This is a genomic window from Pseudomonas sp. TH41, from assembly GCF_016650695.1.
Classification (GTDB): domain Bacteria; phylum Pseudomonadota; class Gammaproteobacteria; order Pseudomonadales; family Pseudomonadaceae; genus Aquipseudomonas.
The window spans coordinates 324,789-351,006 of sequence record NZ_JAEKFH010000001.1 but is presented as its reverse complement, the minus strand read 5'-3'; the positions used below and the strand labels follow the sequence as shown (position 1 = coordinate 351,006).

Below are 26,218 nucleotides of genomic sequence, written 5' to 3'. Positions count from 1 at the left end.
GGCTGGATCGGGCAACCGGTCTAATGGACCCGATCCTCACCAAAAGCGTCGGCAATGCAGCCGCGATCAGCGCACGCCGGTTCCCGCCAGCGAGCCTGCCGAAAAGAACGTCTTGGGATATTGGGCAACACGGTAGAAACCCGTGGACTTGTCAGCGCCCATCCTTGTGTTATTGGTGTAAACGCGCTTGGTAAAGTCATAGAGAATATTCGGCGCGGCGCGGTATTGAGGCTTGTCGTACTCCTGAAACCCTGGGAAAAAAGTGACTTTCTGGATTTTCCCGCTCTGGTCGAACGCGTTGTAGACCATCACCGCCCAGCTGTCTTCATCCAGGTAGAACACTTTGGTTTTCTGCACGTGCCGCTCACCCGGCTTCAGTGTGGCCTCCACCTCCCATACACGCCGCAACTCGAACCGCAGATAATCAGGGTTGGCGTGGCGCGGTGTATTGACCACTTCGCCAGGCGCAGAATTGAACGCATAGTCATTGGCCGGCACATACATCTCTCGCTTGCCCTTGAGGACGAAATCAAACTTGTCCATCTTCCCGTCAAAGCCACTGATTTCATCGAATAACAACACGCCACCGGAGCTAGTCGAAACCGTATCGTATTTGAATTCCGGTGCCAGCCTCACTCTGCGCTGGCCCGGAACATAGGACCAAGCCATCGGATCCTGCTTCTCTGTATCGAGGAAGTTGTAGCGCAATTGCTTCACGCCAGCTGACGCTGCCGGAGCGATAGTGGTTGAAACCAACGTCCAGTGAGGTTCATTGTCGGGCACTGACGTTAAAGTGTTGTCCCAATAGGGTTTGCTTTGTTCGATCCGATTGGTCGATGTGAGTGTGACGTTGCCACTGGCATCGACCAGCCAGTTTTCCTGGTCCCCTCGCAAATACGGTGTATCGACCCGCAAGGACTGGTTCCACATGGCTTCATAACCGTTTTTTGGGATCGGGAACGGAATCTGCGCATGTGCATTGATAAGCCCGGGCGCCTTTCCCACCAGTTTCGGATTGCGCACATTCTTGATCGTGTTGTCGTACACCCATTGCGGATAGCAGGCTGTTCGGTGCGTGGGGTAAACATTGACGTGGAATGTCTCGGGATAGAGTTTGAACAAGGTCTTGGTCCCCTCATCCAACTTGTCGGCATACTGCGCAAGGTTCGCCGGAGTAATGCTGACCACGGGTTTTTCCCCTGCGAAAGGATCGACCCAAGGCCCGCCGCCGGCCTCCCCTCTTTTCGGGCTATAACCAGCCGGTGGCACACAAAGGCCACCGTCCCAGCGTGGAATCGTGCCCGCCGCGTTACCGGCCATCTCGGCTCCGATAGGCGTCAGCGTGGTACCCAGTTGGCGGATCTCATCTTCGGTCGGTGTTGCACTGGCATGCAGGGAAAGCCCAAGGCTCACAGTTGCCAGCATGAAGCACTCAACATATTTCATTATTGTTCTCCAGATGCGTTACGGATGCGCAGTGCCCCGATGCCGACCAGCCGGATGCGCCGGCTGGCCGAAACCAGTCAGTTCAGAACGTCGTTTTGTAGGTCAGGGAAACTCGTCCGTGATCATTCTGCACCGCGGGCCCTGCGGTGTAGTCGGTGGTCACGGTGCCGTCGGGACGGGTGTCATAACGCGCATAGGAGTCGATGTAACTCAGTACGAAACTATGCACACTGTGGTAAACGCCACCTATACCCACCGTCCAGGTGTAGGCGCCCTCGTTGGTGCCACCCAGTGCCGGGCTGTTGCCTTCGAGCCCGTAGGCAAGGTTCATTGGCATTGACAGGTCCCAGCCTGGAAGGGCTTGCGGCCATTCCGGGGTGAAGCGCATTTGCATGCCCCAGGCATCCTTCGTCGCGCAATTGTCGGTGAATGCCGTTGTGCAGCCATGACCGACTTTATTGAAACGATTCTGTGGGTCATCGGTGATGCTATCGAGCCGGGTGTAAGTGAGCTCGCCCTGCAAGGTCCCTCCGTCCCATAAAGCCGTTCTGGGCAGCAGATAAACGCTGTTGATCAGCGCGTGCCAGGTATTACCTCGGGCACCTTCCACTGCGTCGTAATCGGGTTCGATGCCCGCCGCGGTGGTTCTGACGGTATAACCGGAGCGGGAAACCAGTGCAGTGTTCTTGCGGTACGAAAGTTCCCCGGCCACGCTCATCTGAGCAATATTCTGGCTGAGGCTCAGTCCCCATAGTTCGGTGCCCCTGGCATATGCCAGGCGCACCGCAGTCGGCGTCCGACCTTGAATCTCGGTGAAACTCCACGGCAGTTTTTCATCGAATTTGCGATAGTACAGCCCCATCGTTCCACCGAACCCTGAAGGGCTCCACCGCATGTTCACGCCATAATCGCCGTACTTGTGGTCTGGCTCGACATCAGGGCCATTGAGCAACGCCGGAGGGGAAGCGATATCCGAGCGCGAACCGTCCGAACTTGCGTAGTACGTGCCTCCTGGCACCAGGCGGTAGGGCTTCCAGTCCAACAGATATTGCAAACCAACAGTCAGTTCATTGGTCAGGCTGATCGAAGCAGAAAGCTGATTGATCGGCAGAAACAATTCTTTGGCTTCAGTACCAGGGCTGGCTGCCGATTTGATGGTGTCGACCGGGCCTTGCGAATAGGCAATGCTGTTGCCCAGTGTGAACAGCGACTCGCCCCAATAGACGTTGTGCTTGCCCGCTTTCATACCCACGCCGACATCTCCGAGCTGGACGTTGGCGAATACAAAAGCATCGAGGAACTCGCCGGAGGGTCCAGAGTTATAACGCGTGGCGTAGTGGTTGTAGTGATTGTTGATGTAGTTTCCGCTTGCGATCAAATCATCGTTAGGCTTGGCACTTCCTTGGTAAGCTTGGTCGTACCAGCCTGCAGTACTGACACGAAAGCCGTAAAGGCCCTGGTAAGCCACATCCAACTCGTTGAGCAGATCCACGCGATTGGTCACTGCATCGCCGCGATCAAATTTGTTTTCGGTGTCGTCGAACCCGGGTGAGACGAGAAAGTCCTTGTTCTGCTTTTCCGTGCGCCAGGCAACGTTGTAACGCACGGTATTGTCGAAGCGTACTTCCCAATCAGGGTTGTCCAGCTCCAGCAGGGCTGCGTCTGCGCACAAGGGAATTGCCGGTGCGAGCAAACACAGCAAGGACCGGTTACCTACCCGCTGCCAACGCCGGGCTCTGCCGGTATCAGATTTTCTTATTATTATTGTTTTCATGAAGACACTCTCCGCCTCACTGTCATGTATGAGCGATTTGAACCTACGGTTTACAATCCGGTATCGATCCTCGAGCCAAACCCGGCATCCAACAACGAGCGGTAGCTAGCGAGAAAATCGTGTGGGTAGTGCAAAGCCGGCGCATTGAGCCGATCAAGTTCATGCAATTGCTCAGGTGTCAGCTCGAAATCCAGGCAGCCAAGGTTGTCTTGCAGTTGGTTCAACGTACGTGCCCCGAGTATCGGGATAACGCGCGGTTGTGCCCGCACCCAGCTCAACGCTACTTGTGATGGCGTCCGGTCGATCGCCTCGGCCATGCGCGTGACTCCTCGAGCAATCTCGAGGCTGCGCTCATCGATTTTTTTGAGAGAGGAATGATCGAGCCGCTTGCTGCTCTGGGAGCTGCTTGCACCGCTGTATTTGCCACTGAGAATGCCGCTGGCCAGTGGCGACCAGGCTGCTACGCTGAGCCCAAAGTCACTGGCCATCGGCACCAGTTCATGCTCGACCGAACGCTCCAACAAGTTGTATTCGGCTTGTATTGCGACAAAGGGTGTCCAGCCCCTGGCGTGCGCCAGGGTGTTGCATTTAGCGACCACCCAGGCTGGGGCATTGGAAATTCCGAGGTAGAGCACCTTGCCTTCGCGCACCAAGTCATCGAGGGCCCGCATGGTTTCCTCGACCGGCGTCAGACGATCCCAAGCGTGAACCCAAAGTACATCCAGGTAATCCGTGTTTAGACGACGAAGACTGCTCTCTACCGAGCGACGCAAACTCTTGCGCTGATTCCCCCCCGCATTGACGTTGTTGCCACCGGGGTAAGCAAATGAGTATTTGCTGGCTAACACAATGTCGTCTCGATGCCCTGCCATCAGCCGCCCCAGCACCTCTTCTGAACGCCCCGCCGCGTAGACTTCATTAGCGGTATCGATGAAATTTCCTCCCGCCTCTCGAAACCGGGTGTAGATAGCCGCTGCCTCAGCCTCTTCTGCACCCCAGTTTTGCGTACCAAAGGTCATGGTGCCCAGGCACAGCTGTGACACCCTTAAACCCGAATTTCCGAGCAATTTGTAGCGCATAACCACCCCTCTAAAACTAACTATCTGTCAGTTATATATGCGTATTTATCCCGTACCAGCTCCCGCAGAAACTAGTCCTTCACTTGAATCGGTTCAGTAGTGCCCCAGCAGTCCACCATCGACAGCCAATACCTGCCCTGTCACATAGGATGCCGATGCCGATGAGAGGAAGACGGCTGCTCCTGCAATTTCCTCGGGCCGCCCCCAACGCCCCAGCGAGCTGCGCGCGGCCAACCAGGTCCGAGATTTTTCGCTTTCGGCCAGGGCCCGGTTGGTTTCTGTGGCAAAGGGGCCCGGCGCAATGGCATTGACTGTAATGCCGTGAGCGCCCAATTCCGCCGCCAGCGCTCGGGTCAACGCCACCAAGCCACCTTTAGCAGCGATGTAAGCGGCGTCTCCGGCCGAGGCCAGGAAGGCAGACACCGACACCATGTTGATGATGCGTCCCTCACCCTGCTCGATCATGATGCGCGATGCTGTCCGGGCAAGGTCGAAAGCCGCCACCAAGTGGTTGTCCAGCAGGGCGCGCAGGGCCTGACGGTCCAGCTCAAACAGGCCGCGACGATCACGCATACCGACGTTATTGATCAGGATATCGATCCGCCCTTGCTGTTTAAGCAAGTGCTCGAAAGCTGCAGCGACCGCGTGCTCATCCTCGACATCGAACGCCAACAGAGAAACCTGCAGTCCCCAGTCGGCCAACTGCTGCTGCGCAGCCTGCAACGCTGCAAGATTCCGTCCGTTGATCCACACCTCGGCCCCCGCCTGCGCCATGCCCTTGGCCATCTCAAATCCCAGACCGCGACTCGCGCCAGTGATCAAGGCCACCTTGCCCGTCAGCGAGAGGCCGGGCAGTCCACCTGCGAGATGTTTTCCATCGTGCATTTATCAGTTCTCCCATTCGAGTCGCATACCCGACCGCGCCCTATCAGCCTTCGTCGTTGATCCACCGGACCAACCGCGACATCGGCAAAAAGCCATCGTGGGCCAACCCCGCTTCCATACCGCCGGAGCCACCAATGCAGGTCACTCGTTGGGCTCCGGCCGAGGCCAGCAAGTCACGCAGTTGCGTCTTGCGCTGATCGGGGTAGATGCTGACCGTCTGTGTTGCGACATTCACGTAGCGCAGGGCATCTTGCAGGTCCTTGACCGGCACCACATTGACCACACGCCCTTCCGGATGGAAATCCACCGGTTCTTCGGAGCGGATGACCACACCGGCGCCCTGATAGTCGCCCCACACTTTGTAGTACGCCGACATACCGCGCAGGCCGTCGATTTCCTCACGCAGGTGCGAGGCCAACGGTCGTCCTTCAGCCGACGACAGGGGGCGCTCGAAGCCCATTCGTTGTTGCAACAGCTCGGCGAATCGATCAACTTGCGCGGGACTGCCTTCGACGAATTGAATACGGCTGGAAGCGCACGCCAACTGCTCGAGCAGGGTCGCATCGGCCGCGGCCTTATCGGCCACCTCTGCAAGAATTTCATCAGAGACGAAGGCTTCCCGACCAATTAGCGAAATCGAGGTTTTCGGGTCGAACGAGACCAATTCGAACCCCGGGCAGATGTAGTTCTTCGCGCTGCGCAAAGTACTGTCGCCGCCCCAGGCGGCCAACTTGTCGAAGAACTGCGGACGCATTAACAGGCTTTCGACTTTTTCATCCCCTCCGCGCCAATACGCTGCACTGAATGAGCGGGCCAGGGCATGACCGGGCGCGACGGCAGCAATCCCACGCAGGATCGCGGGTACCGTGAACAAATCGTTGGAAGGCAACTTGATCAGGTTCACCGCCTTGGTCACTGCGCCACGGGCGATGGACACCGCCGCGACACCCGGCGCATTGCCGGCAATCACATGCAGGATGCGTGACGGGAATGCCCGCATCCGTGCAGGGCGGCCACTGACCAGATTCTCCACCGGATACCAGCCATCGACGGCCCGGGTGCCACCGAGCTCATTTTCGATCTGGCACAGCAAGCGGTCACGATCGAATATTCGCGGCAGCATTTCGTAGGAGCGCTGCATGATCCGCGGGTGCATGGGGTTCTTTTGGATGGCGTTTTCCAATGCCTGGGCCATCAAACCTTGCGGATCGCGCTGCAACCACTTGCCGGTCTCGGCCAGGATCGCAAGGATGTCTTCCAGCGGAGTGTCGAATGCCGGGCCGGGTTCCTGCCGCGACCATACCAGTTCGTCAAGATTCAGGGCCGGCGTGGAGAAACGCGCATGCGCCGGTCCATATTCGAGTTCTGCGCCTTCCACTACGCGGCCTTTGACGATATGGCAGACTTGTATGATCGGTTTGGCGGTCAGGGTATTCATGCAATCGACCCCCGAATGTAGGCATCGATGGTACCGGCACAGCCGATATTGTCTTCCTGACCCATCTGGGTGAAACGCACGATCGTGTCGTGAATGACCGGACCCGGACGACCACAGGAGCAGGTCGGCGTGAAATCGACCGAAACCTTGTCGCCAGTGATCAACCCACCCCAACGGCCTTCATAGGCCAAGTCGAGGAACGCGAAGCGGCCCTCCTTGATCCCCTTATGCTCCGCTTCAGGGTTGAGCAACGTCTCGCCCGATTCGTCGAGCAGCAGCATGATCAACCCTGGTGGCACGTGATAGTGCCCGTGTTCGCAGCGTGGCATTGGTTGGGACAATTCAGTCATGGCATACAACCCCGGGCGCCGGACATTGCCATAGAAGGCGTTGACCTGTTCCCGATAATCCGCTGGCAGAGGAATGCCTTTGACGCCTCCGCCCGCCCCAATGATGCTGTCGGGATGGAAGTCGCCGTTGGCAATCCCGCGCTCCCGCGCCCGTTCGATGATTGCCAGGTGTTGCGCCCAGAAGCCGATCAAGTAGATCGGCTCGTGGCGATGATCCAGAACCCGGTCGGCGAACTCACGCATCTCCTGGGTGCCCTGCTGCCCTTTGACGACCGACTCGGCTTCAAACTCGGCCACCTCGGTGGGGGTTGCCGTACCGTCAGCCATTTTCTTGCGCATCGAAGCCATTTTGCTGACTTCGCTGATCCGCAGCGGCTCCTGGGTCAGGGTGAACACCGCACCTTCGCGCCCCCAGTTCTCCATCGCAAACTGGCCAGCCTCCACCGCACTGTTCGGGCCCTTGATCTGCCCCATCCAGAATACTGGCCGATCACGGCTGGCAACCTGTACCGGCCACGCTGCGCAGTATTTGAAATGACGCTTTTTATTGGCTTGGTCACCCGCGGTATGGTTAAGGAAGGAGCATTTTCCACTCGAACCGCTGGTAGCCAGCACTCGATGATCTGCAGCCCACAGACGCTCAAGCCATTCATCAACATTGGTCACCGTGCTGACATCAACTCCACTCAAGTCCAGTACCGACAACGAATCAAGCCACTTCAATAAACGGTCCCATTGACCTTTTTCTACAAAAGATGCCGGGTACGACTTATACGCCGTATGGGAAAACAGTAGCGGCACCAAGTCCGAAAGTTTCTCAATTTTTGAGATACCGGCCTCTTGCGCGCGTTGTTTAAGCAGTGGAATCTGTTCAATTCGCTGTGAAAATAACTCTTGCGCCGCCGCAAGCCGCAAAGGAAGAAGTTGCGCCTCACTCATGGAGAATGCCTCATCGGGCTTCTCTATCAAATCCAGTAACATTTTGCGCTTCGGGGTCATTCGTCTCGCTCCGACCTTATATAACCTGGTTAAGTAATTGAGTTCGCCAAAAGACCATATTCCCCGGCTATCGAAATGATCAACCTTAATCACATAAGCACTGACTTATATGATTGTCAGCGCAAACAGAAGAGAACTCACCTAGCCTAGGCGCACAACAAGAAAGCGTGCACATCTGGTTCTTCTGGAGAAACCCATGAACTCAGAACATGAAACACTCACCCCCCGTTCAGCCTGGATTATTTATTCAGTGCTGCTTTTCAGTACGTTCGTGACCATTGAAGCCATGACGTTTCAAGCACCAGCCTTGCCCAGCATCGTTCGGCACTACGGTGCCTCCATGAACGCTGCGGCCCTGATCATCCTGATCTTTTACATAGGGTCGACGACGTTCTCACCGATCATGGGGCGATTGGCCGACAATGTCGGTCGTAAAAAAGTCGTGATGATGGGTCTGGTCATCTTTTGCATTGCCGAATTTGCCGCGGCACTGAGCCCGACGTTTTCCGCCTTGCTGATGGCCAGACTGGTACAAGGCATTGGGGTAGCCTGCATCCTGCCGGTGATCCTGGCCTACATCAGCTACCTGTTTCCAGAGCACAGGCGTGGTCTTGCCTTGGGCATTTTTACCGCGGCGATGTCACTCGGTGCGACCACCGGCGCCCTGGCCGGTGGCTTGTTGGTCGATGCCTTCAGTTGGCAAATCATCTATTGGCTCAGCGGCGCCCTAGGTGCTGTCGGCCTGGTGTTGATCTGGTTTTTCGTTCCGCATACACCGGTCGCAGCGACGAAGCGTGGTTACGACGCTGCCGGATCCTGCCTGCTGTTTCTGGCGCTCAGTGGTCTGCTCTCGATTCCGACGGCCATCAGCAAGCTGGGCTTCTCCTCTCCCTACACCTGTGCGGCGCTGGCCATCGGTATCCTTGCCGCCTTGCTGTTGTGGAAAGTCGAGCAACGCGTTGCCGATCCGATCATCGATGTGGCGCTGCTGCGCCAGGCCGATTTCATTCTCCCAGCCGGCCTGTACCTGCTTAGCGTGATGTGTCTGTCCGGGTTGACTTACTCCCTGGCTTTTTTCATCAGCGAACGCCCGGGCGGCAGTGCCTCGCAAGTCGGCTTCATCAACATGTGCGTCTATGGCTGTTCCATGCTCTGTTCGCCCTTTGCCGGGCACCTCGCCGACCGTTACGACCTACGCAAAATCGTGGTCAGCGCGATGGTGGTAATTCTGGTCTTCATGCTGATGATCGGCACCATCGAGCTTTCTACCCCCCTGTGGATCGTCGCCGCGCTGGTCATGGCAGTCGGCTTGGCCAATGGCATGAAGACCCCGGCCCTGATGAAGCTGTTGATCAGCGCCATACCCAAGACAAGGATGGCCAGTGGCAGTGGCTTGTTTACCCTGATGAAGGACGTTGGCTCCCCCTTGGGCGCGACTTTCGGCCTCAGTGTTTTCGGCAGTGCGGCAACCCTGTTTTCGCAGCGTTCAATCAGCGAACAAGCGCGGCAAGCCGGTGCCGACCTGACACTGCTGACTCAACTGGATCAACACACGGGGGACAGTCCCACGCCTGCGCTCACCCACCAACTTCAACAATTGGGGCTGGATGCAACACAGCTATTCAGCGCGGCCAAACATGCAGGCATGGCCAGTGCGATTCCGTGGATCACGTGTTCGTTGGCAGCGGTACTTATAGTGATGTTGCTGTTAAGCCTACGCTTGCAACGACGCCCGAAAATCATTGAACTCAAGAACGCACAATTAATTTGAAGCACGCTCATTACTTTCAAAGGGAGTTACTGTGAACATTAAAATAAAACCACTGCCCAATGGAATCGGCGTTGAATGCATCGGTCTGGACCTGAGCCAACCTATCAACGAAGCGATCAAGCAAACGCTATATAGCAGTTGGATCGACAACGGCATCATGGTGTTCAAAAATGCGGCCCACACGATTGAAGAACAACTTAACCTAAGTCGATGCTTTGGCACACTTGAAGTTCATCCGGTCAAGAGTCTGGTCAGTGAAAGTGATTACCCCGAACTGATGGTGCTCGAAAGTACAGCCCAATCAAAGTTGAGTGTTTATTATCGAGAAGCCGAACCGCAGAAGCCCTTTGTCGGTTTTATTCCCTGGCATAGTGACCTGGTGTTTACGACCCAGCCCAATCATGGAGCGATTCTGCGCTCCGTGGAGAATCCAGCCCAGGGTGGACATACCGCATGGATCGATACCATCGCCGCCTACGAGGCCTTGCCCGCAAGCACCAGGAAAGCCATTGCCGATTTGGAAGTGGAATACAACTTCTGCACATCCCTGCTTGATGCCCCCTATGGACGTGACCCGCAACTGCGAATGCAACACAAAGGCGAGCGTAACTTCCCTACATTCCCGGCGGTCGCGCATCCACTGGTACGCCAACACCCGGTCAGTGGGCGTCTGCTGCTGAATTTGAGCCCGTTGCACCTCACGCGCATCGTCGGCATGGACGACCGACAAAGCGATGAATTGCTGCAGGAGTTGGTTGCGCACGTGACCAGGCAACGGTTTTCCTATGTCCATGAATGGCAACCGGACGACATGGTGTTGTGGGACAACTGGAGAACCTTGCACTCAGCGCTGGGATACCCGCTGGGAGAGCGGCGCCTGGTGCACCGCACCACCATCAGCGGCGGCGGGCTTGCCATGGGAAGGACGCTTGAGCAAACGGCCGTGGCGTGATTTAACATCTGCCTGGCGAATGCCCTCTGCCGCTCAAGCGTTCGCCAGGTTGAGCAATACTTAGCTGTCAGGGCTTTCCAACTCGCCCAGCGACTCACGCAAACTGCTCATTAAGGGGCGCAGTGCCAGTGTCAAACGCATGCGCTCTTCTTCACCCATCTGATAAACCGCTGCATGTTCTTGCTCGCGTTGCGATGTCATTATCCTGCGCAACACATCACGTCCCTTGTCGGTCAAGCTTATGAGGTTGGAGCGGGCATCGCTCTGATCCCGGCGACTGTGTATCAAGCCGCGCTTTTGCGCATATCCCAGATGCCGTGCAGTGGCTGGCATCGACATGACGCTGATCCTGGACAGCTCGGTCAGAGTGCTTTCATGGCCTGGCCCCAAGCGGTCAAGTGTCGCGAGCAGCATCAGTTGCACAGTATTGAGTTGATAGCGCGCCGCTGAGTGTTCCGAGAGCTGCTCCAGTGTGCGCGCAATAAGCCGCAGGCGAACGATGACGCCCACTGTCAGGCCATCATGCTCAGGCCAAACCTGTTCCCATTGCTGCATGGCAGCATCGATGGAGTCCGATGCGTTGGGCGCACCTTTGCCTGACCCTATGACCTGGGCTTGGTGCAACACCTGATCGTGGACATTTCCAAAATGTAAAGACAGCCAATCCAGCGCCACCGGATTGGCCGCATACAGGCAACACCGCCCTCGCCGCTCGCACGAGAGCAGTTTGGCTTGCATGAGAATTTTCAAATGCTGGGAAACGGCGGGCTGTGAAATAGTCATCTCCGCAGCGATAACTTTCACCTCCATTGGCCGCTCAAGCAACCGGTAGAAAATGGCCCGACGACTCGGATCTACCAGAGACCCGAATCGAGCCCAATCGAGTTCGGCCAACGTTGCACTTTCAGAGGTTTGCATCGAGCAATCTTCCTTGCAGTTTCCATGGCTGGCGCAACAAATAACACATTGTCATTTATAGCGCGACCTTCCTGCAGCAAGATGGCTCAACGCTTGTCAAACGTCACATTGGCCTTGACCCGATCCCAAGTCGTGGCAGTGACGCCCTCGTCGCGCAACTCATACTTGAGAATCCGCCCGACCGGGCTACGAGGCACCTGGGTGCGAAACTCGATATAACGCGGCACCGCATAGTAGGGCACGCGGTCGATGGCCCAGCGACACAGCTCTTCTTCGGTCACATTGCTGCCCGGACGCAATACCGCAGTCACCTTGACCTCGTCTTCGGAGAGTTCGGAGAACACGGCATGGACCGCGACATCCTCGATCTGTGGATGCGCCGCGAAGGTTTTTTCCATCTCATAGCTGGAGATGTTTTCGCCACCACGGCGCATGTAATCCTTCTTGCGGTCGAGGAAAAAGAAGAAGCCTTCCTCATCGATCATGCCGATATCGCCAGTGTGGAACCACATGTTGCGCATGACTTTCAGGGTGTCGGCGGGACGATTCCAGTAACCCTCGAACATCACGTGGGGCTTGAGCGGACGCACAATCAGCTCACCGGGTGTGCCATAGGGCAGCTCGACGTCATTGTCGTCCACCACGCGAATATCGAAGGAGCCGCAGCGCTTGCCGGCGCAATTGGGTTTGTAAGGGTCGCCGAACGGCAACATGGTTACGATGGCGCATTCGGTCAGGCCAAAACCTGCGCCACCCACGGCATGCCGCACGCCAAAGCGCTCACGCCAGCGTTGCTGCAACTCGGGTGGAAATGGCGCGCCATACACCTTGTCCAGTTGCCCATAGCAACGCTTCATCGCGTCGTTGTCGGGAGCACCGGCGAGTAGCGGTACCATCGATGCCAGCAGGTTTGCCTCGTTGGCGCCACTGCGCTCGATATCCGGCCAGAACCCGGAAACCGAGAAGCGCGGATAAACCACTGCGCGTGCGCCAATCATCAGGTTGCACAGCACCGTGGTCACTGTGGCATTGAGGTGAAACAGCGGCAACGGCGTCCACGTGATCGACTCTCGCGTGCGACCAAGGCAGATGATCATCTGCCGCGCTTCGTTGCACGCATAGTTGTGGCTGATCATGCATCCCTTGGACGGTCCGGTGGTGCCACCGGTGTAGATCAGCATGGTCAGATCGCCCGGTGAGACCTTGACGTCGGGATCTTGATCATCATCACTGCGCATACTTTCCAGGTCGACGATCTCGATATTGCCAACACACTCATTGGGCGCATCACCTCGGTGGACCAGGTAGCGCAGGTCAGGCAACTGATCGGCGATCTGGCCGACACGTTCGGCGTAAGCGGTCTCGGCGATAACCACCGCCGCATTGGCGTCGGCAATCTGGTGACGCAGAAACTCTCCCTTGAACGCTGTGTTCACCGGAACGCTGATAGCACCCAGTTTATTCAAAGCGAACCACATCAACACGGCATCGCAGTTGTTGTCGAGAATGGTCACAACCGTCTGGCCCTTGACCACGCCCAGTGTTGCCAGGCCATTGGCCAGGCGGCAAGCCTCACGCTGGATGTCATTGAAGCTGAGCACCTGGCCCAGGACATCGAGGAAAGGTTTGTCGCCGAACTCGCGGGCAGCGCGTCGAACAACGTCGTTGACCGTGTCGGACTCGCCCGCGGACCAGCCTGGCAGTGCTTGCGGATTTTGAATTGAAGGCAAAAGGGTCATGCTTGTGAGCTCCGGTAATGGGGTGAGCAATCGCGTGTAAGCCGCTGCCAGCGCTGGCCGGCAAGCTCCAGTGAGTTTTCGTGAGTCAACACGTAGAAGCGCTTTTCATGAATGCCAATCAACAGCTGCATGGCCACCTGATCAGCCGTCACGGTCGCAGTGTTCAGGGCTCTCTGCGCGTGCTGGTGAAACGCTTGTGCGGTTGCGCCGGGAGGTGCTGCCCGGGATTGGGCATGATCCGCACCCGGCCCGGTCAACCCTGTACGCACAAGCCCAGGGCACAGCACTGAGACGGCGATATCGGCGCCGAGACTCCCAAGCTCCAGATCCAGGGATTCCGAGAGCGCAACAAGCGCCGCCTTGGCTGCTGCGTAGGGACTGATGAAAGGCAACGCCATCAGCCCTCCCATGGAGGCTGTATTGACGATATGCCCTTCCCTGCCCTGTTCCAGCATCATCGGCACAAAGCTGTGCAATCCATTGACCACGCCAAGCAGATTGACGTCCAGCACCCGACGCCAGTTGGCAAGGTCATGCTCCCAGCTGCAGCGCGGCAGGTCCCCGGTAATACCGGCGTTATTGCACAGCAGATCGACGCCGCCCCCGGCCTTGACCTGCTCGGCCAGCGCGGCCATCGCCAGCGGGTCGCTGACATCGGTGGGCACTGCCGTCACCTGTCCCGTCTTGAAGCTTTGAACAGCAACATCGAACGCCGCCCCCGGCAAGTCCGCGAGCACCACATGCATGCCCTCGGCCACGAATAACCGCGCCATGGCCAGACCCAGGCCACTGGCGGCGCCCGTCACGACGGCCCTCTTGTTCACCAGTTCCAACATGAAGCTCACTCCATATTCGAAGCCATTGTCAGCGTACGGGCACCGTGCCGCCGTCAACGCTCAGGGTTTGCCCAGTGATGAAACGGGCGCCGTCGCTGGCGAGGAACACCATCACCGGTGCCAGGTCACGGTCGGCATCCCCCAGTTTGCCACCCAGCGGGATGATCGATGCCAGGTGCCGGTCATGGGCGCTCAACTCTTCGGCGCTCATCTTGGCGCGGTGGGCGTCGTACATCGGTGTCCAGATCATTGGCGCTACGGCGTTCACGGTAATGCCGTAACGCGCCCACTCCTGTGCCACGGTGCGAGTCCAGGCCAGGACGGCCCCCTTGGATGCTGCATAGTGAGCGGCGCCCGGCATGCCGGTGAGCCCTGCCGCCGAGCCGAAGTTGATGATGCGGCCACCGCGCTCATGCATATGATCGAAGGCCGCCTGGTTGGTGTGCAGAGTGCCACGCACATTGACATCGAAGATCAGGTCCCAATGGTCCCGAGTGATGTGCTCGGCGGGTGCGGTACGTTCGACACCCGCGATATTGGCCATGGCATCGAGTCCACCCATAGCGCCGACAGCCGCTGCGAATACTTCGGCGACTTCATCGCTATTAGCGATGTCGCAGTGATAAAAGCTCACGGCGCCCGGGAACTGTTCATTGACCTGGGCGGCGGTGTGCTCGCCCTCGGCGTCCAGCACATCCAGCGATGCCACCTTTGCACCCTGCGCGGCGTACGCGCGCACGACGCTGGCGGCAATGCCGCGCGCGCCGCCGGTGACGATGATTTTCTTGCCTTGAAGCTGCATGTTCCTGCCTCTTGTTGTTATTCAGGTGTTATGCACGTTTGCAGCCAAATCTACCTATGGCAGTCCACCGTCGACCTTGATCAATGACCCTGTCGTATAGCTGGAGTACGGGCTAGCCAGGTACAACGCCGTCGTGATGATTTCTTCCGGCTTGCCGGGGCGACCCAGGGCATTAGCACAGGTCTCGCGCATCTCTTCGCTCCAAGCCTTGGATATGTCGGTTAGGAAGGGACCTGCGGAAATGGTGTTGACCCGCACCTTGGGACCATATTCCTGCGCAAAACCAACGGTCATGGCGTTCAACGCAGCCTTCGCCCCGGAGTACGGCACGATCTGTGGTGACGGGCGCAGGCCGCCGGTGCTGCTGACGTTGATGATTGACCCGCCCCTGCTTTCGGCCATTCGCCGGGCAACCAGGGCACCGAGGCGAAACGGCCCCTTGAAATTAAGGCCGACGACCTTGTCGAACAGCTCCTCGGTCACTTCGTGTGAAGGCACGGCCGGCGACATGCCGGCGTTATTGACGAGCACGTCGATGTAACCGAATTCGGCGTAAGCCACGTCAACCAAATGCTCAACTTCCTGCCACTTGCCGACGTGACAGGCCACCGCTAGGGCGCGCCGTCCCATTGCCCGCACTTGCTCGGCAACGGCCTCGCAGGCATCCTGCTTGCGACTGGCAATGATCACATCGGCGCCTGCCCGTGCGAAAGCCAGGACCATCTGGTATCCCAGACCACGACTACCGCCCGTGACCAGTACGACTTTTCCCGTCAGGTCGAACAACAACTTGTTATAAGGTGCATCAGTCATCTCAAATCCACCGTCTCAATCATTGAGGATGTGTGCATAGCGAGCACGCGCCGCCGCGATTTTCGGCGGCAGGTGTTCGCTGGGGAACATGCCGTCGGCCGGCTTGTACCGACGGAGCAATTCGCGGGCTACAGTCACCCGGTGGACCTCGGTCGGGCCGTCAGCGAGGCCAAATGTCGGTACATTCATCCACATGTAGGCCAGCGGAGTTTCAAAGGTTGCGCCCAGGGAACCATGCAGGTGCAGAGCACGCTGGACGATATCGTGATAGATCTTCGCCATGCCGACCTTGACCATGGCGATGTGCGCACGGGCCTGGCGCGGATCGCCATGGCTGTGATCGATAATCCAGGCGGTCTTCATGACCAGCAGGCGAAATTGCTCGAGTTCGATCTGGCTGTCGGCAATCATCGTTTGCACGGTGCCCATATCGGCCAGTAGTGTGCCTTGGGTGCGGCGACTGAGCGCCCGCTCACACATCATGTCCAATGCCCGCTGGCATTGTCCGACAATACGCATCGCGTGATGCACCCGACCGCCGCCGAGACGCGCCTGGGCCACCGCAAAACCACCGCCCTGCTCACCGAGCATATGGTCGAGCGGCACGCGCACATTGTTGTAGTGCAGATAGCCCTCGGTAGCCTCATCCTGCTCCAGGCGCTCGCCCATATACGGCACGTTGCGGATCATCTCCAGGCCTTCGGTTTCCCGCGGTACGATGAACATCGACATGCGTTTCTGGATGGGCGCCTCGGGGTCGGTAACCGCCAGCACCAGCACGAACTCGGCATAACGCGCATTGGAGGAGAACCATTTCTCGCCATTGATGACCCAATGGTCACCGTCACGTACGGCCGTGGTGGTGAAGACCCGAGGATCTGCGCCACCTTGGGGCTCGGTCATGGAAAAACAAGAAACGATGTCGCCATCGAGCAGCGGTTGCAGGTAGCGAGCCTTTTGCTGGGAGGTACCGAACATGGCGAGGATTTCCGCGTTGCCGGTATCCGGCGCGGCCGTGCCGAACACGGTCGGTGCCCACAGGGAGCGGCCAAGACGCTCGTTCATCAAGGCCAGGGCAAGTTGACCGTAGCCTTCGCCGCCCAGCTCCGCACCGAGATGACAGGCCCATAGCTTCTGACGCTTGACCTTGTCCTGAAGAGGTTTGAGGATGGCCCGCGACACCTCATGACGCGTGTTATAAACCACGCTTACCGATGGAAAGAGCACATCCAGCGGCTCCACCTCCTCAACCAGAAAACGGTCGATCCAGTCCAGCTTCTTCTGGAACTCAGGGTCGGTCGAAAAATCCCACATGTTGTTTTCCCCAGGCAACGTTGCAATGAGCCGCTCAGGCGGCAGCGATAAGTTGGCGAGCCTTGGCCATCAGCCAGGTGGCGTAGTTATGCAGGTAGTCACCCATCTCCTTTGGCGCCTTGCCAATCAAGGACCGCGCATAGGTACCTTCGAGCAGGCAGGCGAGCTTGAAGCAGGCCAGAACGAAGAACCACGGCAGGCTGGACAGGTCACGGCCAGTCAATTGGCCGTACAGCTCAATCAATTCTTGCCGGGACATGAACCCGTCCCATGGCTCGACCACCGGCTTGCTGCCTGGCCCCGGAATCTGCGGGTCGCCTGGTTCACGCCAGGATGTCAGCACCCAGGCAAGATCCAGTAGTGGGTCGCCTAGGGTCGACAACTCCCAGTCGATCAGGCCACTGATGCGCGGTGACTCCAGGGAAAACATCACATTGGGCCATTGATAGTCGCCGTGGATAATGCCAATGCGGCCATCTTCCGGGACGTTGTCAGCGAGCCAGCGTCCAACTTCATCGACGCTGGGTAAGCCACTCTGCTGATAGCCGGGAGTATCGCGGTAACCATCCAGCTGCGAGCGCCAGCGATCGACCTGGCGACCATGCCAGTTCTCGGGCCGGCCGAAGTCCGCGAGCCCGGCCTGCTGATAGTCCACCTGACTCAGCGACGCCGCCGCACGAACGAAGGCTTCACCCATCTGATAGCGCCAACTCGCGTCGGTGGCATAGCGACCTTGCAGTTGACCTGCCGGAGAGAAGCCTTCAAGCGGCTCCATGAGGAAAAAATTCACGCCCATCATCGAGCTGTCCGTACAGACAGCCAAGAGCGCCGGATGAGGGACGTCGCTGCCCGCCAGGGCCTTGAGCACCCGGGCCTCACGCAACATGGTTTCATTGCTGTTGGCACGCAGATGTCGAGGTGGACGGCGCAGCACCATTTTCCTGGTGCCGCGGTTGAGCATGAACAAATTGTTCTGCGAGCCACCGGTAAGCTGGCGGACCTCTGTGATCGGACCGTCACCGGGCAAGCCTGCGTCGTCAAGCCATGGCTGCAACACGGACCAATCGAGCAAACCGTCGAAATCGGGAAGTGTCGGCTTCATACGAGGCTACCTCCCCCGCTGCGGTTCGGTTCAGCACTTAGCAAGCGCCGATCATGTCGGCCCTGCATGCGTAACGAAGTCTCCATCATCCGCTATCCCCATCGTTATTGTTGTTCGGTCACTCCTTGCGCAGCGGAGTTCTTGTCCTGCTCAAGGTTTCGGCGCACTTGTCTCAACACTTCCAGCGTCTGATCCAGAACCGCAACATCCAGGCCCCGCGAAATACGCTCGGTCCACTCGGCACTTTCCCGGTTCACCTGTGCATACACCTGACGCCCCAGTGTGGTGGCAACCAACTGCTTGGACGTTTTGTGATGCGGGTTGTCCTCGTAGCTCACATACCCTTCTGCGGCCAGTACATCGGCCAGCCGCTGAATGGCCTGGCGCGTGTAGCCCAGACTGCGGGCGATTCGCGCAACGGTTGGTGGCTCGGCCGCCAACACTACCGAGGCCAGCACGAAGGTCTGGCCAGGGCCACCCAACACTGATGGCCTCTTCACGCTCATTACCCGTCCATGCAGACGCAAGACCTCATCCACCAATTCTCCGAGACGACCACCAACCTCGCTATGAACCGAATGGTCGAAGGTCGGCACAGGCCTTTCCTCAGCTTTCTTGCTAGCCATACTGACACCTCATTTCCATATTGACAACATGCTGTCATTTTATTTTATGCGATTTACCGAAATTCAGCATCGTGTGTGAGCCTCACATCCTCAGTGGACGACTCTACAGACACAACTAGGGGGAGCAAGCTCCCCCTAGTTAAATCGTGTTGAACGATCAGACTCCGCAGGCTGTATAGCCTCCATCAATCGGCAAAAGAGCCCCAGTAATGAATGAGGCGGCCGGCGAACAGAGGAACACAATGCCCTGCGCGATTTCCTCCGGCTGCCCCCACCGCCCCAAAGGTGTACGCCCCAGCACCCGGGCATTTCGCTCCACATCAGCCGACATGCCACGGGTCATCGGCGTGTCAGTCCAGCCTGGCGCTACTGCATTGACGCGAATGCCTTCCTTGCCCCACGCCACAGCCAGGCTCTTGCTCAACTGCACGACACCGCCTTTGCTCGAGGCATAGGCGGGTGCTGTAGGACTACCGAAGGTGCTCATCACCGAGCCTAGATTGACGATACAACCGGCACTGGCCGCCAGCAGTTCACGTGCTGCGTAACAGCAGCGCATGGTGCCGAACAGGTTGATCTCCAAAGTGCGCAGGAAACCTTCTTCAGTGAACTCGCTTGCACCACGACCAATGCCTGCGGAGTTGACCAGGATGTCGAGCCGGGAAAGCCCGGAAAAATACGCGGTGACAGCAGCGGAGTCGGCGACATCAAGCACAATGAAATCAACAGCGGCCAGCCCGCTGTCATCCTGGCAAGACTGGACTTCAGCCAGCGACACACCGGTCGCCTTAACCGCACAGCCGGCTTCCAGCAATCTGCGAACAGTTGCCAGGCCAATACCACTGGTACCGCCAACAACCAGGGCCGTTTTATTGCGCAAATCGGTCGTCATAAACTCTCCTATTAATTTCCCTGGGCATCCCGCTGACACCCTGACAGCTACAAGATGACATAGAGTCAGTTTATAGCGCTATATCCATATCAGCCTCACAGCACCGGTATACCTCAGCAAAACACTTGGATTACTGTGGATAACAGCACTTTTGGAGAGGAGACTTGACGCAGAAAAATAACTGACATATGGTCATCTTTACCAAAACAACACGCCTGCAACCCGAGGTCAGCATGCCAACCGTCAACTACCCGATCTATGACGTAGACCGTCACTTCTACGAGCCGCCGGAAGCCTTCCTGCGCCATCTGCCCAAGCAGTTCCGTAAAGAATTCCAGTATGTGCAGGTCAATGGCCGCACCAAGTTGGCGGTTGGCGGCGTATTGAGCGACTACATCCCTAACCCTACTTTCGATGTAGTAGCCGCTCCCGGCTCCCACGAAATGTGGTATCGCGGTGAAAACCCGGAAGGTCTGTCACTGCGTGAGTTCGGTGGCGATCCAGTGCCTTCCCATCCAGCCTTCTTCAACGGTGAAGCGCATCTGAAGGTCATGGACGAACAGGGTATTCATGCCGGCCTGTTCATTCCGACACTCGGCTCGGTCATTGAAGAACGCCTGTCACACAAGCCTGACGCCATTGCAGCCCTGTTTCATTCGTCCAACCAGTGGCTGGCCGAAGAATGCGGTTTTGCCCGCGACAACCGCCTGTTCCCGGTGCCGATGATCAACCTCATCGATGTCGATAAAGCGGTACAAGAACTGGAATTCGTCCTTGCTGCCGGGGCACGGGTCGTCGGTGTTCGCCCTGCACCAGTCGCCGGTTTGACGGGTGGTCGGTCAATGGGCTTCACCGAGTTCGACCCTTTCTGGGCTCGCGTCAACGAAGCGAAGATTTTCGTCATGCTGCACGTTTCCGACTCCGGCTACGACAAGATCAATAGCTGGTGGACGGCGGGTGGCAAAGGTGAGTTCAGGCCGTTCGAGAAAGAGCCATTCGGTGAAGTGCTGGACTGGATGGGTCGTGCCATCTCGGACACCCTGGCGGCATTGATCTGCCATGGCGTTTTCGATCGCTTCCCAGATGTGCGCGTGGCGTCGCTGGAAAACGGCACTTCCTGGCTGGAGCCGCTGCTGGGACGCTTGGCACACATCTACAAGAAGATGCCGAAGTCGTTCAAACGCGATCCGGTGGAAACTTTCCGCCGTCATGTGTTCGTTTCACCGTTCTATGAAGATCCAGTAGACAAGCTCATCGAGCTGATCGGCGTCGAACGCGTACTATTCGGCAGCGACTGGCCGCACCCGGAAGGCCTCACCCATCCGCGGGACTTCTTCAAGGACATCGACATGCTTGATGAAGCACAGACCCAACGCGTCATGAGCAGCAACCTCAAGGGCTTGCTTGAGGGTGCTCGGGACTGATATTGGCTGCAGAAAACAAAAAGGGCATGAGCATCCCTCATGCCTTTTTTATTGACCATGTCCCGTCCTGAATAAGGTTTACACCTTCTGATCTGTTTTTCAGGAGGACGTAATGGAATCCGCAAAAAGGCGTAGTCAGCGAGACTACACGCTGACCTTTAAATTGTCGGTCGTCGACCAGGTCGAAAAAGGCGAGCTGAGTTATAAAGAGGCTCAGGAGCGCTACGGGATTCAAGGCAAAACGACCGTTCTGACATGGTTACGCAAGCACGGTCGTCAAGATTGGAGCCCCGGCACCTACATTGGCTCGCCGAGGATGGGGTCTATGCCCGACAAAAACCGACCATTAACGCCAGAGCAGCGCATCAAAGAGCTTGAAGAGCAGTTGGCGCTGTCCAATCAGAAAGCGCAGTTTTTCGAGGCCGTCGTGGACGTCTTGAAAAATGACTACGGTCTCTCTGTCGTAAAAAAGCGTCCCGGCAAGTCCTCGCGCAAAAACGAATCCAAAACCTGAGCATCAGCAGGGCTTGCCAGTTCATGGGGATAAGCCGACAGGCTTACTACAAACGCAATCGCGCCGATGCTGCTCGTCTGATTCTGGATCAGAAAGTTGCCGATTTCGTTCAGCAAAAGCGCCTGCGGCAGCCGCGGTTGGGCACTAGAAAGCTGCATTACCTGCTGCAATGTCAGCCACTGCTTGAGCTGCAAGTAGGGCGAGATCGCCTGTTTTCGATTCTGCGCGAACGGCGTTTATTGGTAGCCCGTAAGCGGGCGTATCACAAGACAACCGACAGTCATCATCGCTTTCGACGCCATCCGAACCTGCTCAAACCGGGGCCTGAACAGGTTGTTCCCAGCGGCCCGGAACAGGTCTGGGTGGCTGACATCACCTATCTGCCCACTCAGGAAGGCGTGGCCTATCTGAGCCTTGTGACGGATGCTTTTTCGCGAAAGATCGTGGGCTATCACGTCCATGAAAGCCTGCACACCGAGTCGGTCGCGCAGGCGCTGCGCCGGGCGGTGAAGCACCGTCGAACGGAGCAGCCACTGGTTCATCACTCGGACAGAGGCAGCCAGTATTGCTCGGGAATGTACCAGGAACTGCACGCAAAACACGGCATCAGGTGTTCGATGACGGACGGCTACGACTGTTATCAAAACGCCCTGGCAGAGCGGGTCAACGGGATATTGAAGACGGAGCTTTTGCTCCAGCGACCACAGGATTTAACGCAGGCGAAGAAAATGGTGAGCGAGTCGGTATCGATCTACAACCGCGAGCGTCCGCACCTGTCGTTGAAATACAAAACGCCCGATGCGATGCATCGGGCGTTGGGGTGAAACAGGTGTAAACCTATTTCAGGACTAGACACCACAGAAAGCCATGGAGACCTCCCCTTAACTTTCTGTGTGGGACGGGCCGCGGGTGCCGCCCCCTAAAACCCCTTGGCGATTTCGACAGGCAGTAGTCGGCAATCTGCGCCGACTCCTGCTCATCCATTACCCAACCCAATTCCCGGTTTCAGCCTTCAGCGAATAATTTGCCGCCGATCATTCACGGGGGGCTGTTTTCCATCGGCGAAAGGCACGGGGCCAGGCTGCTGGCACCGCTGAAGCCCAATCTGCCGGAGTGACTGATGTCAGCCAGTCTTGTCGAACAATCCACACATTTAGATAGCACACTAATCACAAGCTAAACTATGATGAGGTAACTCCTTAGTCGCAGACTTCGACATGACTGACACATTGACACTTGGCTTCGCCCTGCATGACAGCGCACGGTTGATGCGCAAACGCTTTGAGCAACGCGCGCGGCATGTCGGCCTCACCCGCTCGCAGTGGCAAGTACTGGCCATGTTGTCGAAGAACGAGGGCATCCATCAAAAAGGCCTCGCAGATTTACTGGAGCTGGAATCGATCACCCTTGTGCGCTTGCTGGACAAAATGGCGGAACGTGGGCTGCTTGAACGACGCAGTCATCCTACGGATCGACGCCTGTCCCTGCTTTTTTTGACCGAGCAGGCACACCCGCTTCTGGAACTCATGCGAGACATGGGCCGGTCGACACGCCTGGAGGCCACCGCCGGATTTTCTGAAGAAGAAGAACAACTGCTGCTGCTGATGCTCAAGCGGATGAGGTCCAACCTGATCGAAGCCTGCAGTCTTCCCATCGACGACGAGGAGACGCGTCGCCATGACTGATCAACACCTGAAGTCAGCGGCGCAGAAGCCTGTGATGCCCGCGACCTCACGACTGCAAGCCCCCTCTTCAACCGAGGCGCGCAAACCAACCCCGGGGCAAACTGAGGGTAGCCAGAGCAATGCCTCCCCTGCCCGTCCAAAGCGGCAGAGGGTGCGTACTGCACTCTTTACCCTGTTACCCATCGCCCTACTGGTCGGTGGTTACCTGTATGTCACGGGCGGGCAAATCATTTCCACCGACAACGCCTACATACAGGCTGATCATGTCGGCGTCTCCACGGATGTCTCGGGCCTGGTCGCCTCGGTGGTTGTCAAAGACAATCAGCGGGTCGTCAAAGGTCAAGTCCTGTTCACCCTGAAACCCGAGCCGTTTCAGATTGCGCTGGCGAGTGCCAAGGCGCAACGGGACAACGTGCGCAATCAGATCCTCAATCTCAAGGCCAACTACAACCAGGCACTGGCCGAAATCGATCAGGCGCAAATCGACCTCGCGTACTACCAGGCCAGTTTCCAGCGCCAGCAAACCCTGGTCAGCGTTTCTGCGGTGTCCAAAACCAACTTCGACGACGCCAAGCATGCGCTGGACAGCACCCGGCAAAAAATCGCCGTTGCCAAGGCCACGGCGCAAATGGTACTGGCGCAATTGGGTGGGCATATCGAGACACCCGTCGAACAACAATCCACATTTCTACAGGCACAGGCCGCCGTCGACGAAGCGCAGCGCAACCTGAACAACTCAGTCGTCAGGGCGGCGTTCGACGGTGTCGTGACCAACGTTGATTCGCTGCAAGTCGGCTCGTATCTGCAACCCCCACAATCGGGCATCAGCCTGGTATCGGCCGATCACTTGTGGGTGGCAGCGTCCCCCAAGGAAACCGAACTGACCCACATGAAGCCCGGTCAGCCCGTCGATATCAGCGTCGACAGTTACCCCGGCGTCCGGTGGCACGGCACTGTCGAAAGCATCAGCCCGGCGTCGGGTTCAAGCTTCTCGTTGCTGCCTGCACAAAACACCACGGGCAACTGGGTCAAGGTCGTGCAACGGATTCCCGTGCGCATCAGCATCGATGATGCCGCGAACAAACCGTCGCTGCGCACTGGCATGAGTGTGCAAGCAGAGATCAACACAGGCTCGGCACGTGGCCTTCCGCACCTGTTCTCGGGGCTGTTGGCGAGCGAGGCCCCCGCTCATGAGTAATCCGGCAACGACGCAACCGGTGGCCCATCGCGGGATGATCACCGCTTGCGTCGTGCTGGCCGTGATCATGCAAGCGCTCGACACCACCATTGCGAACGTCGCCCTGCCCTACATGCAAGGCAGCATCTCGGCCAGCTCGGACCAGATCAACTGGGTGCTGACGTCCTACATCGTCGCCGCTGCCGTCATGACGCCGCCCTCTGCTTTCCTGGCCAGACGCTTCGGTCGCAAACGCGTGTTGCTGTGGGCGATTACCGGCTTCGTCGTCTCGTCGATCCTTTGCGGCCTGGCGCAGTCGCTGGAGGAAATCATCCTGGCCCGTCTGCTGCAGGGGCTGGCGGGCGCGGCGTTAGTGCCATTGTCCCAAGGCATTCTGCTGGACATCTACAGCCTCAAAGAGCGCGGCTCAGCCATGGCGCTGTTTGGTGTGTCGGTCATGGTTGGCCCGGTACTGGGTCCGATGCTTGGCGGCTGGCTGACGGAGAATTTCAGTTGGCGGTGGGTGTTTTTCATCAACTTGCCCATTGGTTTGCTGGCACTGGCCGGGATTGTCTACTACGTCAGCGAAACGTCGACCGACACTGCGTCACGACTGGACTGGCTCGGCTTTGGTTCCTTGAGTGTGGCGATCATGGCCCTGCAACTGTTTCTGGATCGAGGTGAGCAACTTGGCTGGTTTTCTTCCGGTGAAATCCTGATCGAAGCGGCGGTGGCCGCTGTCGCCACCTACGTGTTTCTGGTCCATACCTTCACCAGCGATGCGCCCTTCATCAGCCCGAAGCTGTTCAAGGATCGTAACTTTTCGATCAGCGTCATCTTCATTTTTATCGTCGGCATTACCTACCTGGCCTCGCTGGCGCTGATGACCCCTTACCTGCAAACCCTGATGGGCTATCCGGTGCTGACCGCCGGCATGGTGATGGGCCCACGCGGGTTGGGCACGATGCTGACCATGTTCCTCGCCGGCCAACTGCTGGGCAAAGTCGATATCCGCCTGTTACTGCTGACGGGGCTGGGTTTGTCGGCGCTGTCGATGTGGCTGATGACTGGCTGGACGCCTGATGTGTCGATACAAACCATCATCGTAGTCGGGTTCATTCAAGGCACCAGCCTGGGCATGCTGTTTGTACCATTGACCACGGTTGCCTTCGCGACACTGCCCGCCTCCTTGCGCGCAGAAGGCACCGGGCTTTACAGCCTGTCACGAAACGTCGGCTCCAGCGTCGGGATCTCCATCGTGACCGTGCTGCTCACTCAGAACATCCAGGCCAATCACGCAGAAATAAGTGCTTACGTCACGCCATTCAACCGCGCCTTCGAGGCCTGGCCGATCAAGCACTTTCTGGACCCGATGGTCGCTTCCGGGCGCGCAACACTGGACGCAATGGTCACGGTGCAAGCCAGCTGGATCGCTTACGTGGATGACTTCAAACTGCTGATGGTGTTGTCACTGGCAGTCATGCCGCTGCTGCTGATTATCAAAACGCCGAAAATTCAGTCGAGTGCAGAACCGACGGCGGTCATGGAGTAACTAGAGTCCGCGTCCGTTCGATTGCAGCTATTCGTGACAGGCACCTATTGGCCGATGCCTGCCTACCACGACCGCCGGAAACCGACCAAAAGCGGTCTGTCGCCGTCGTTGAGATGTGCCATTCGCCTAT

General features: G+C 57.8%; 21 protein-coding genes and 1 pseudogene. 7 read left to right on the top strand and 15 right to left on the bottom strand.

Translation table 11 applies throughout. The features are described from left to right. Window positions 1–66: 66 nt before the first annotated feature. The 6 genes from JFU37_RS01615 to JFU37_RS01590 all read right to left on the bottom strand — a co-directional run bounded on the left by JFU37_RS01615 (window position 67) and on the right by JFU37_RS01590 (window position 7,971). Window positions 67–1,446, bottom strand: a complete 1,380-nt coding sequence (locus tag JFU37_RS01615; RefSeq protein WP_242485684.1) for a DUF1329 domain-containing protein — start codon at window positions 1,444–1,446, stop codon at window positions 67–69. 82 nt (window positions 1,447–1,528) lie between these two features. Next, complete coding sequence (locus tag JFU37_RS01610) at window positions 1,529–3,220, bottom strand: DUF1302 family protein (protein WP_201112182.1); 1,692 nt, start codon at window positions 3,218–3,220, stop codon at window positions 1,529–1,531. A gap of 50 nt (window positions 3,221–3,270) precedes the next feature. Further along, window positions 3,271–4,299, bottom strand: a complete 1,029-nt coding sequence (locus JFU37_RS01605) for an aldo/keto reductase (protein ID WP_201112180.1) — start codon at window positions 4,297–4,299, stop codon at window positions 3,271–3,273. Window positions 4,300–4,392: 93 nt separating this feature from the next. Beyond that, window positions 4,393–5,184: an SDR family oxidoreductase gene (locus tag JFU37_RS01600; RefSeq protein WP_201112178.1), complete on the bottom strand. Its 792-nt coding sequence runs from the start codon at window positions 5,182–5,184 to the stop codon at window positions 4,393–4,395. Window positions 5,185–5,227: 43 nt separating this feature from the next. Beyond that, window positions 5,228–6,622: an acyl-CoA reductase gene (locus tag JFU37_RS01595; protein WP_201112177.1), complete on the bottom strand. Its 1,395-nt coding sequence runs from the start codon at window positions 6,620–6,622 to the stop codon at window positions 5,228–5,230. After that, window positions 6,619–7,971: a hypothetical protein gene (locus JFU37_RS01590; RefSeq protein ID WP_201112175.1), complete on the bottom strand. Its 1,353-nt coding sequence runs from the start codon at window positions 7,969–7,971 to the stop codon at window positions 6,619–6,621. Before JFU37_RS01590 ends, JFU37_RS01595 begins: the two co-directional genes overlap by 4 nt. Before the next feature lie 196 nt (window positions 7,972–8,167). Between JFU37_RS01590 and JFU37_RS01585 the strand changes: the two genes are divergently transcribed. Both JFU37_RS01585 and JFU37_RS01580 read left to right on the top strand, forming a co-directional pair. After that, a complete protein-coding gene (locus tag JFU37_RS01585; protein ID WP_201112173.1) occupies window positions 8,168–9,742 on the top strand; it encodes an MFS transporter in 1,575 nt (524 codons plus the stop codon). Window positions 9,743–9,773: 31 nt separating this feature from the next. After that, on the top strand, window positions 9,774–10,694 hold the full coding sequence (locus tag JFU37_RS01580) for a TauD/TfdA family dioxygenase (protein WP_201112170.1): 921 nt from the start codon (window positions 9,774–9,776) through the stop codon (window positions 10,692–10,694). 60 nt (window positions 10,695–10,754) lie between these two features. On the opposite strand, the gene JFU37_RS01575 is transcribed toward JFU37_RS01580, so the two are convergent. The 9 genes from JFU37_RS01575 to JFU37_RS01535 form a co-directional block, all read right to left on the bottom strand. Continuing rightward, window positions 10,755–11,612, bottom strand: coding sequence for a metalloregulator ArsR/SmtB family transcription factor (locus JFU37_RS01575; RefSeq protein WP_201112168.1), 858 nt, complete (start codon window positions 11,610–11,612; stop codon window positions 10,755–10,757). Between the two features lie 86 nt (window positions 11,613–11,698). Further along, entirely contained in the window at window positions 11,699–13,351 is a 1,653-nt protein-coding gene (locus tag JFU37_RS01570; RefSeq protein WP_201112166.1) for an AMP-binding protein, read from the bottom strand. After that, window positions 13,348–14,187, bottom strand: coding sequence for an SDR family NAD(P)-dependent oxidoreductase (locus tag JFU37_RS01565; RefSeq protein ID WP_201112164.1), 840 nt, complete (start codon window positions 14,185–14,187; stop codon window positions 13,348–13,350). The genes JFU37_RS01570 and JFU37_RS01565 overlap by 4 nt, the downstream gene beginning before the upstream one ends. Window positions 14,188–14,215: 28 nt before the next feature. Beyond that, window positions 14,216–14,989, bottom strand: coding sequence for an SDR family NAD(P)-dependent oxidoreductase (locus JFU37_RS01560; protein WP_201112162.1), 774 nt, complete (start codon window positions 14,987–14,989; stop codon window positions 14,216–14,218). Between the two features lie 54 nt (window positions 14,990–15,043). Next, window positions 15,044–15,802 (bottom strand): SDR family NAD(P)-dependent oxidoreductase, encoded by a 759-nt coding sequence (locus JFU37_RS01555; protein ID WP_201112160.1) that lies wholly within the window; start codon window positions 15,800–15,802, stop codon window positions 15,044–15,046. A 15-nt stretch (window positions 15,803–15,817) separates the two neighbouring features. After that, on the bottom strand, window positions 15,818–17,116 hold the full coding sequence (locus JFU37_RS01550; protein WP_201112158.1) for an acyl-CoA dehydrogenase family protein: 1,299 nt from the start codon (window positions 17,114–17,116) through the stop codon (window positions 15,818–15,820). A 34-nt stretch (window positions 17,117–17,150) separates the two neighbouring features. Continuing rightward, window positions 17,151–18,218, bottom strand: a complete 1,068-nt coding sequence (locus JFU37_RS01545) for a phosphotransferase family protein (RefSeq protein WP_201112156.1) — start codon at window positions 18,216–18,218, stop codon at window positions 17,151–17,153. Window positions 18,219–18,322: 104 nt separating this feature from the next. Continuing rightward, a complete protein-coding gene (locus JFU37_RS01540; protein WP_201112154.1) occupies window positions 18,323–18,844 on the bottom strand; it encodes a MarR family winged helix-turn-helix transcriptional regulator in 522 nt (173 codons plus the stop codon). A gap of 157 nt (window positions 18,845–19,001) precedes the next feature. Next, entirely contained in the window at window positions 19,002–19,736 is a 735-nt protein-coding gene (locus JFU37_RS01535; RefSeq protein ID WP_201112152.1) for an SDR family NAD(P)-dependent oxidoreductase, read from the bottom strand. A 233-nt stretch (window positions 19,737–19,969) separates the two neighbouring features. Between JFU37_RS01535 and JFU37_RS01530 the strand changes: the two genes are divergently transcribed. The 5 genes and pseudogenes from JFU37_RS01530 to JFU37_RS01510 all read left to right on the top strand — a co-directional run bounded on the left by JFU37_RS01530 (window position 19,970) and on the right by JFU37_RS01510 (window position 26,088). Next, window positions 19,970–21,160: an amidohydrolase family protein gene (locus JFU37_RS01530; RefSeq protein WP_201112150.1), complete on the top strand. Its 1,191-nt coding sequence runs from the start codon at window positions 19,970–19,972 to the stop codon at window positions 21,158–21,160. A 112-nt stretch (window positions 21,161–21,272) separates the two neighbouring features. After that, window positions 21,273–22,526 (top strand): annotated as a pseudogene (locus tag JFU37_RS01525) (IS3 family transposase). A 365-nt stretch (window positions 22,527–22,891) separates the two neighbouring features. After that, window positions 22,892–23,359, top strand: coding sequence for a MarR family winged helix-turn-helix transcriptional regulator (locus JFU37_RS01520; protein ID WP_201112146.1), 468 nt, complete (start codon window positions 22,892–22,894; stop codon window positions 23,357–23,359). Beyond that, entirely contained in the window at window positions 23,352–24,557 is a 1,206-nt protein-coding gene (locus tag JFU37_RS01515) for an HlyD family secretion protein (RefSeq protein ID WP_201112144.1), read from the top strand. Before JFU37_RS01520 ends, JFU37_RS01515 begins: the two co-directional genes overlap by 8 nt. Further along, on the top strand, window positions 24,550–26,088 hold the full coding sequence (locus JFU37_RS01510) for a DHA2 family efflux MFS transporter permease subunit (RefSeq protein WP_201112142.1): 1,539 nt from the start codon (window positions 24,550–24,552) through the stop codon (window positions 26,086–26,088). Before JFU37_RS01515 ends, JFU37_RS01510 begins: the two co-directional genes overlap by 8 nt. Window positions 26,089–26,218: the final 130 nt, after the last annotated feature.

What these genes read in the sequence shown, in the direction of transcription:
- JFU37_RS01535 (WP_201112152.1), bottom strand. Translation starts at nt 19,736, where the DNA reads ATGACGACCGATTTGCGCAATAAAACGGCCCTGGTTGTTGGCGGTACC.
- JFU37_RS01510 (WP_201112142.1), top strand. Translation starts at nt 24,550, where the DNA reads ATGAGTAATCCGGCAACGACGCAACCGGTGGCCCATCGCGGGATGATC.
- JFU37_RS01585 (WP_201112173.1), top strand. Translation starts at nt 8,168, where the DNA reads ATGAACTCAGAACATGAAACACTCACCCCCCGTTCAGCCTGGATTATT.
- JFU37_RS01605 (WP_201112180.1), bottom strand. Translation starts at nt 4,299, where the DNA reads ATGCGCTACAAATTGCTCGGAAATTCGGGTTTAAGGGTGTCACAGCTG.
- JFU37_RS01570 (WP_201112166.1), bottom strand. Translation starts at nt 13,351, where the DNA reads ATGACCCTTTTGCCTTCAATTCAAAATCCGCAAGCACTGCCAGGCTGG.
- JFU37_RS01560 (WP_201112162.1), bottom strand. Translation starts at nt 14,989, where the DNA reads ATGCAGCTTCAAGGCAAGAAAATCATCGTCACCGGCGGCGCGCGCGGC.
- JFU37_RS01540 (WP_201112154.1), bottom strand. Translation starts at nt 18,844, where the DNA reads ATGGCTAGCAAGAAAGCTGAGGAAAGGCCTGTGCCGACCTTCGACCAT.
- JFU37_RS01575 (WP_201112168.1), bottom strand. Translation starts at nt 11,612, where the DNA reads ATGCAAACCTCTGAAAGTGCAACGTTGGCCGAACTCGATTGGGCTCGA.
- JFU37_RS01545 (WP_201112156.1), bottom strand. Translation starts at nt 18,218, where the DNA reads ATGAAGCCGACACTTCCCGATTTCGACGGTTTGCTCGATTGGTCCGTG.
- JFU37_RS01615 (WP_242485684.1), bottom strand. Translation starts at nt 1,446, where the DNA reads ATGAAATATGTTGAGTGCTTCATGCTGGCAACTGTGAGCCTTGGGCTT.
- JFU37_RS01610 (WP_201112182.1), bottom strand. Translation starts at nt 3,220, where the DNA reads ATGAAAACAATAATAATAAGAAAATCTGATACCGGCAGAGCCCGGCGT.
- JFU37_RS01600 (WP_201112178.1), bottom strand. Translation starts at nt 5,184, where the DNA reads ATGCACGATGGAAAACATCTCGCAGGTGGACTGCCCGGCCTCTCGCTG.
- JFU37_RS01550 (WP_201112158.1), bottom strand. Translation starts at nt 17,116, where the DNA reads ATGTGGGATTTTTCGACCGACCCTGAGTTCCAGAAGAAGCTGGACTGG.
- JFU37_RS01590 (WP_201112175.1), bottom strand. Translation starts at nt 7,971, where the DNA reads ATGACCCCGAAGCGCAAAATGTTACTGGATTTGATAGAGAAGCCCGAT.
- JFU37_RS01530 (WP_201112150.1), top strand. Translation starts at nt 19,970, where the DNA reads ATGCCAACCGTCAACTACCCGATCTATGACGTAGACCGTCACTTCTAC.
- JFU37_RS01565 (WP_201112164.1), bottom strand. Translation starts at nt 14,187, where the DNA reads ATGTTGGAACTGGTGAACAAGAGGGCCGTCGTGACGGGCGCCGCCAGT.
- JFU37_RS01595 (WP_201112177.1), bottom strand. Translation starts at nt 6,622, where the DNA reads ATGAATACCCTGACCGCCAAACCGATCATACAAGTCTGCCATATCGTC.
- JFU37_RS01555 (WP_201112160.1), bottom strand. Translation starts at nt 15,802, where the DNA reads ATGACTGATGCACCTTATAACAAGTTGTTGTTCGACCTGACGGGAAAA.
- JFU37_RS01520 (WP_201112146.1), top strand. Translation starts at nt 22,892, where the DNA reads ATGACTGACACATTGACACTTGGCTTCGCCCTGCATGACAGCGCACGG.
- JFU37_RS01515 (WP_201112144.1), top strand. Translation starts at nt 23,352, where the DNA reads ATGACTGATCAACACCTGAAGTCAGCGGCGCAGAAGCCTGTGATGCCC.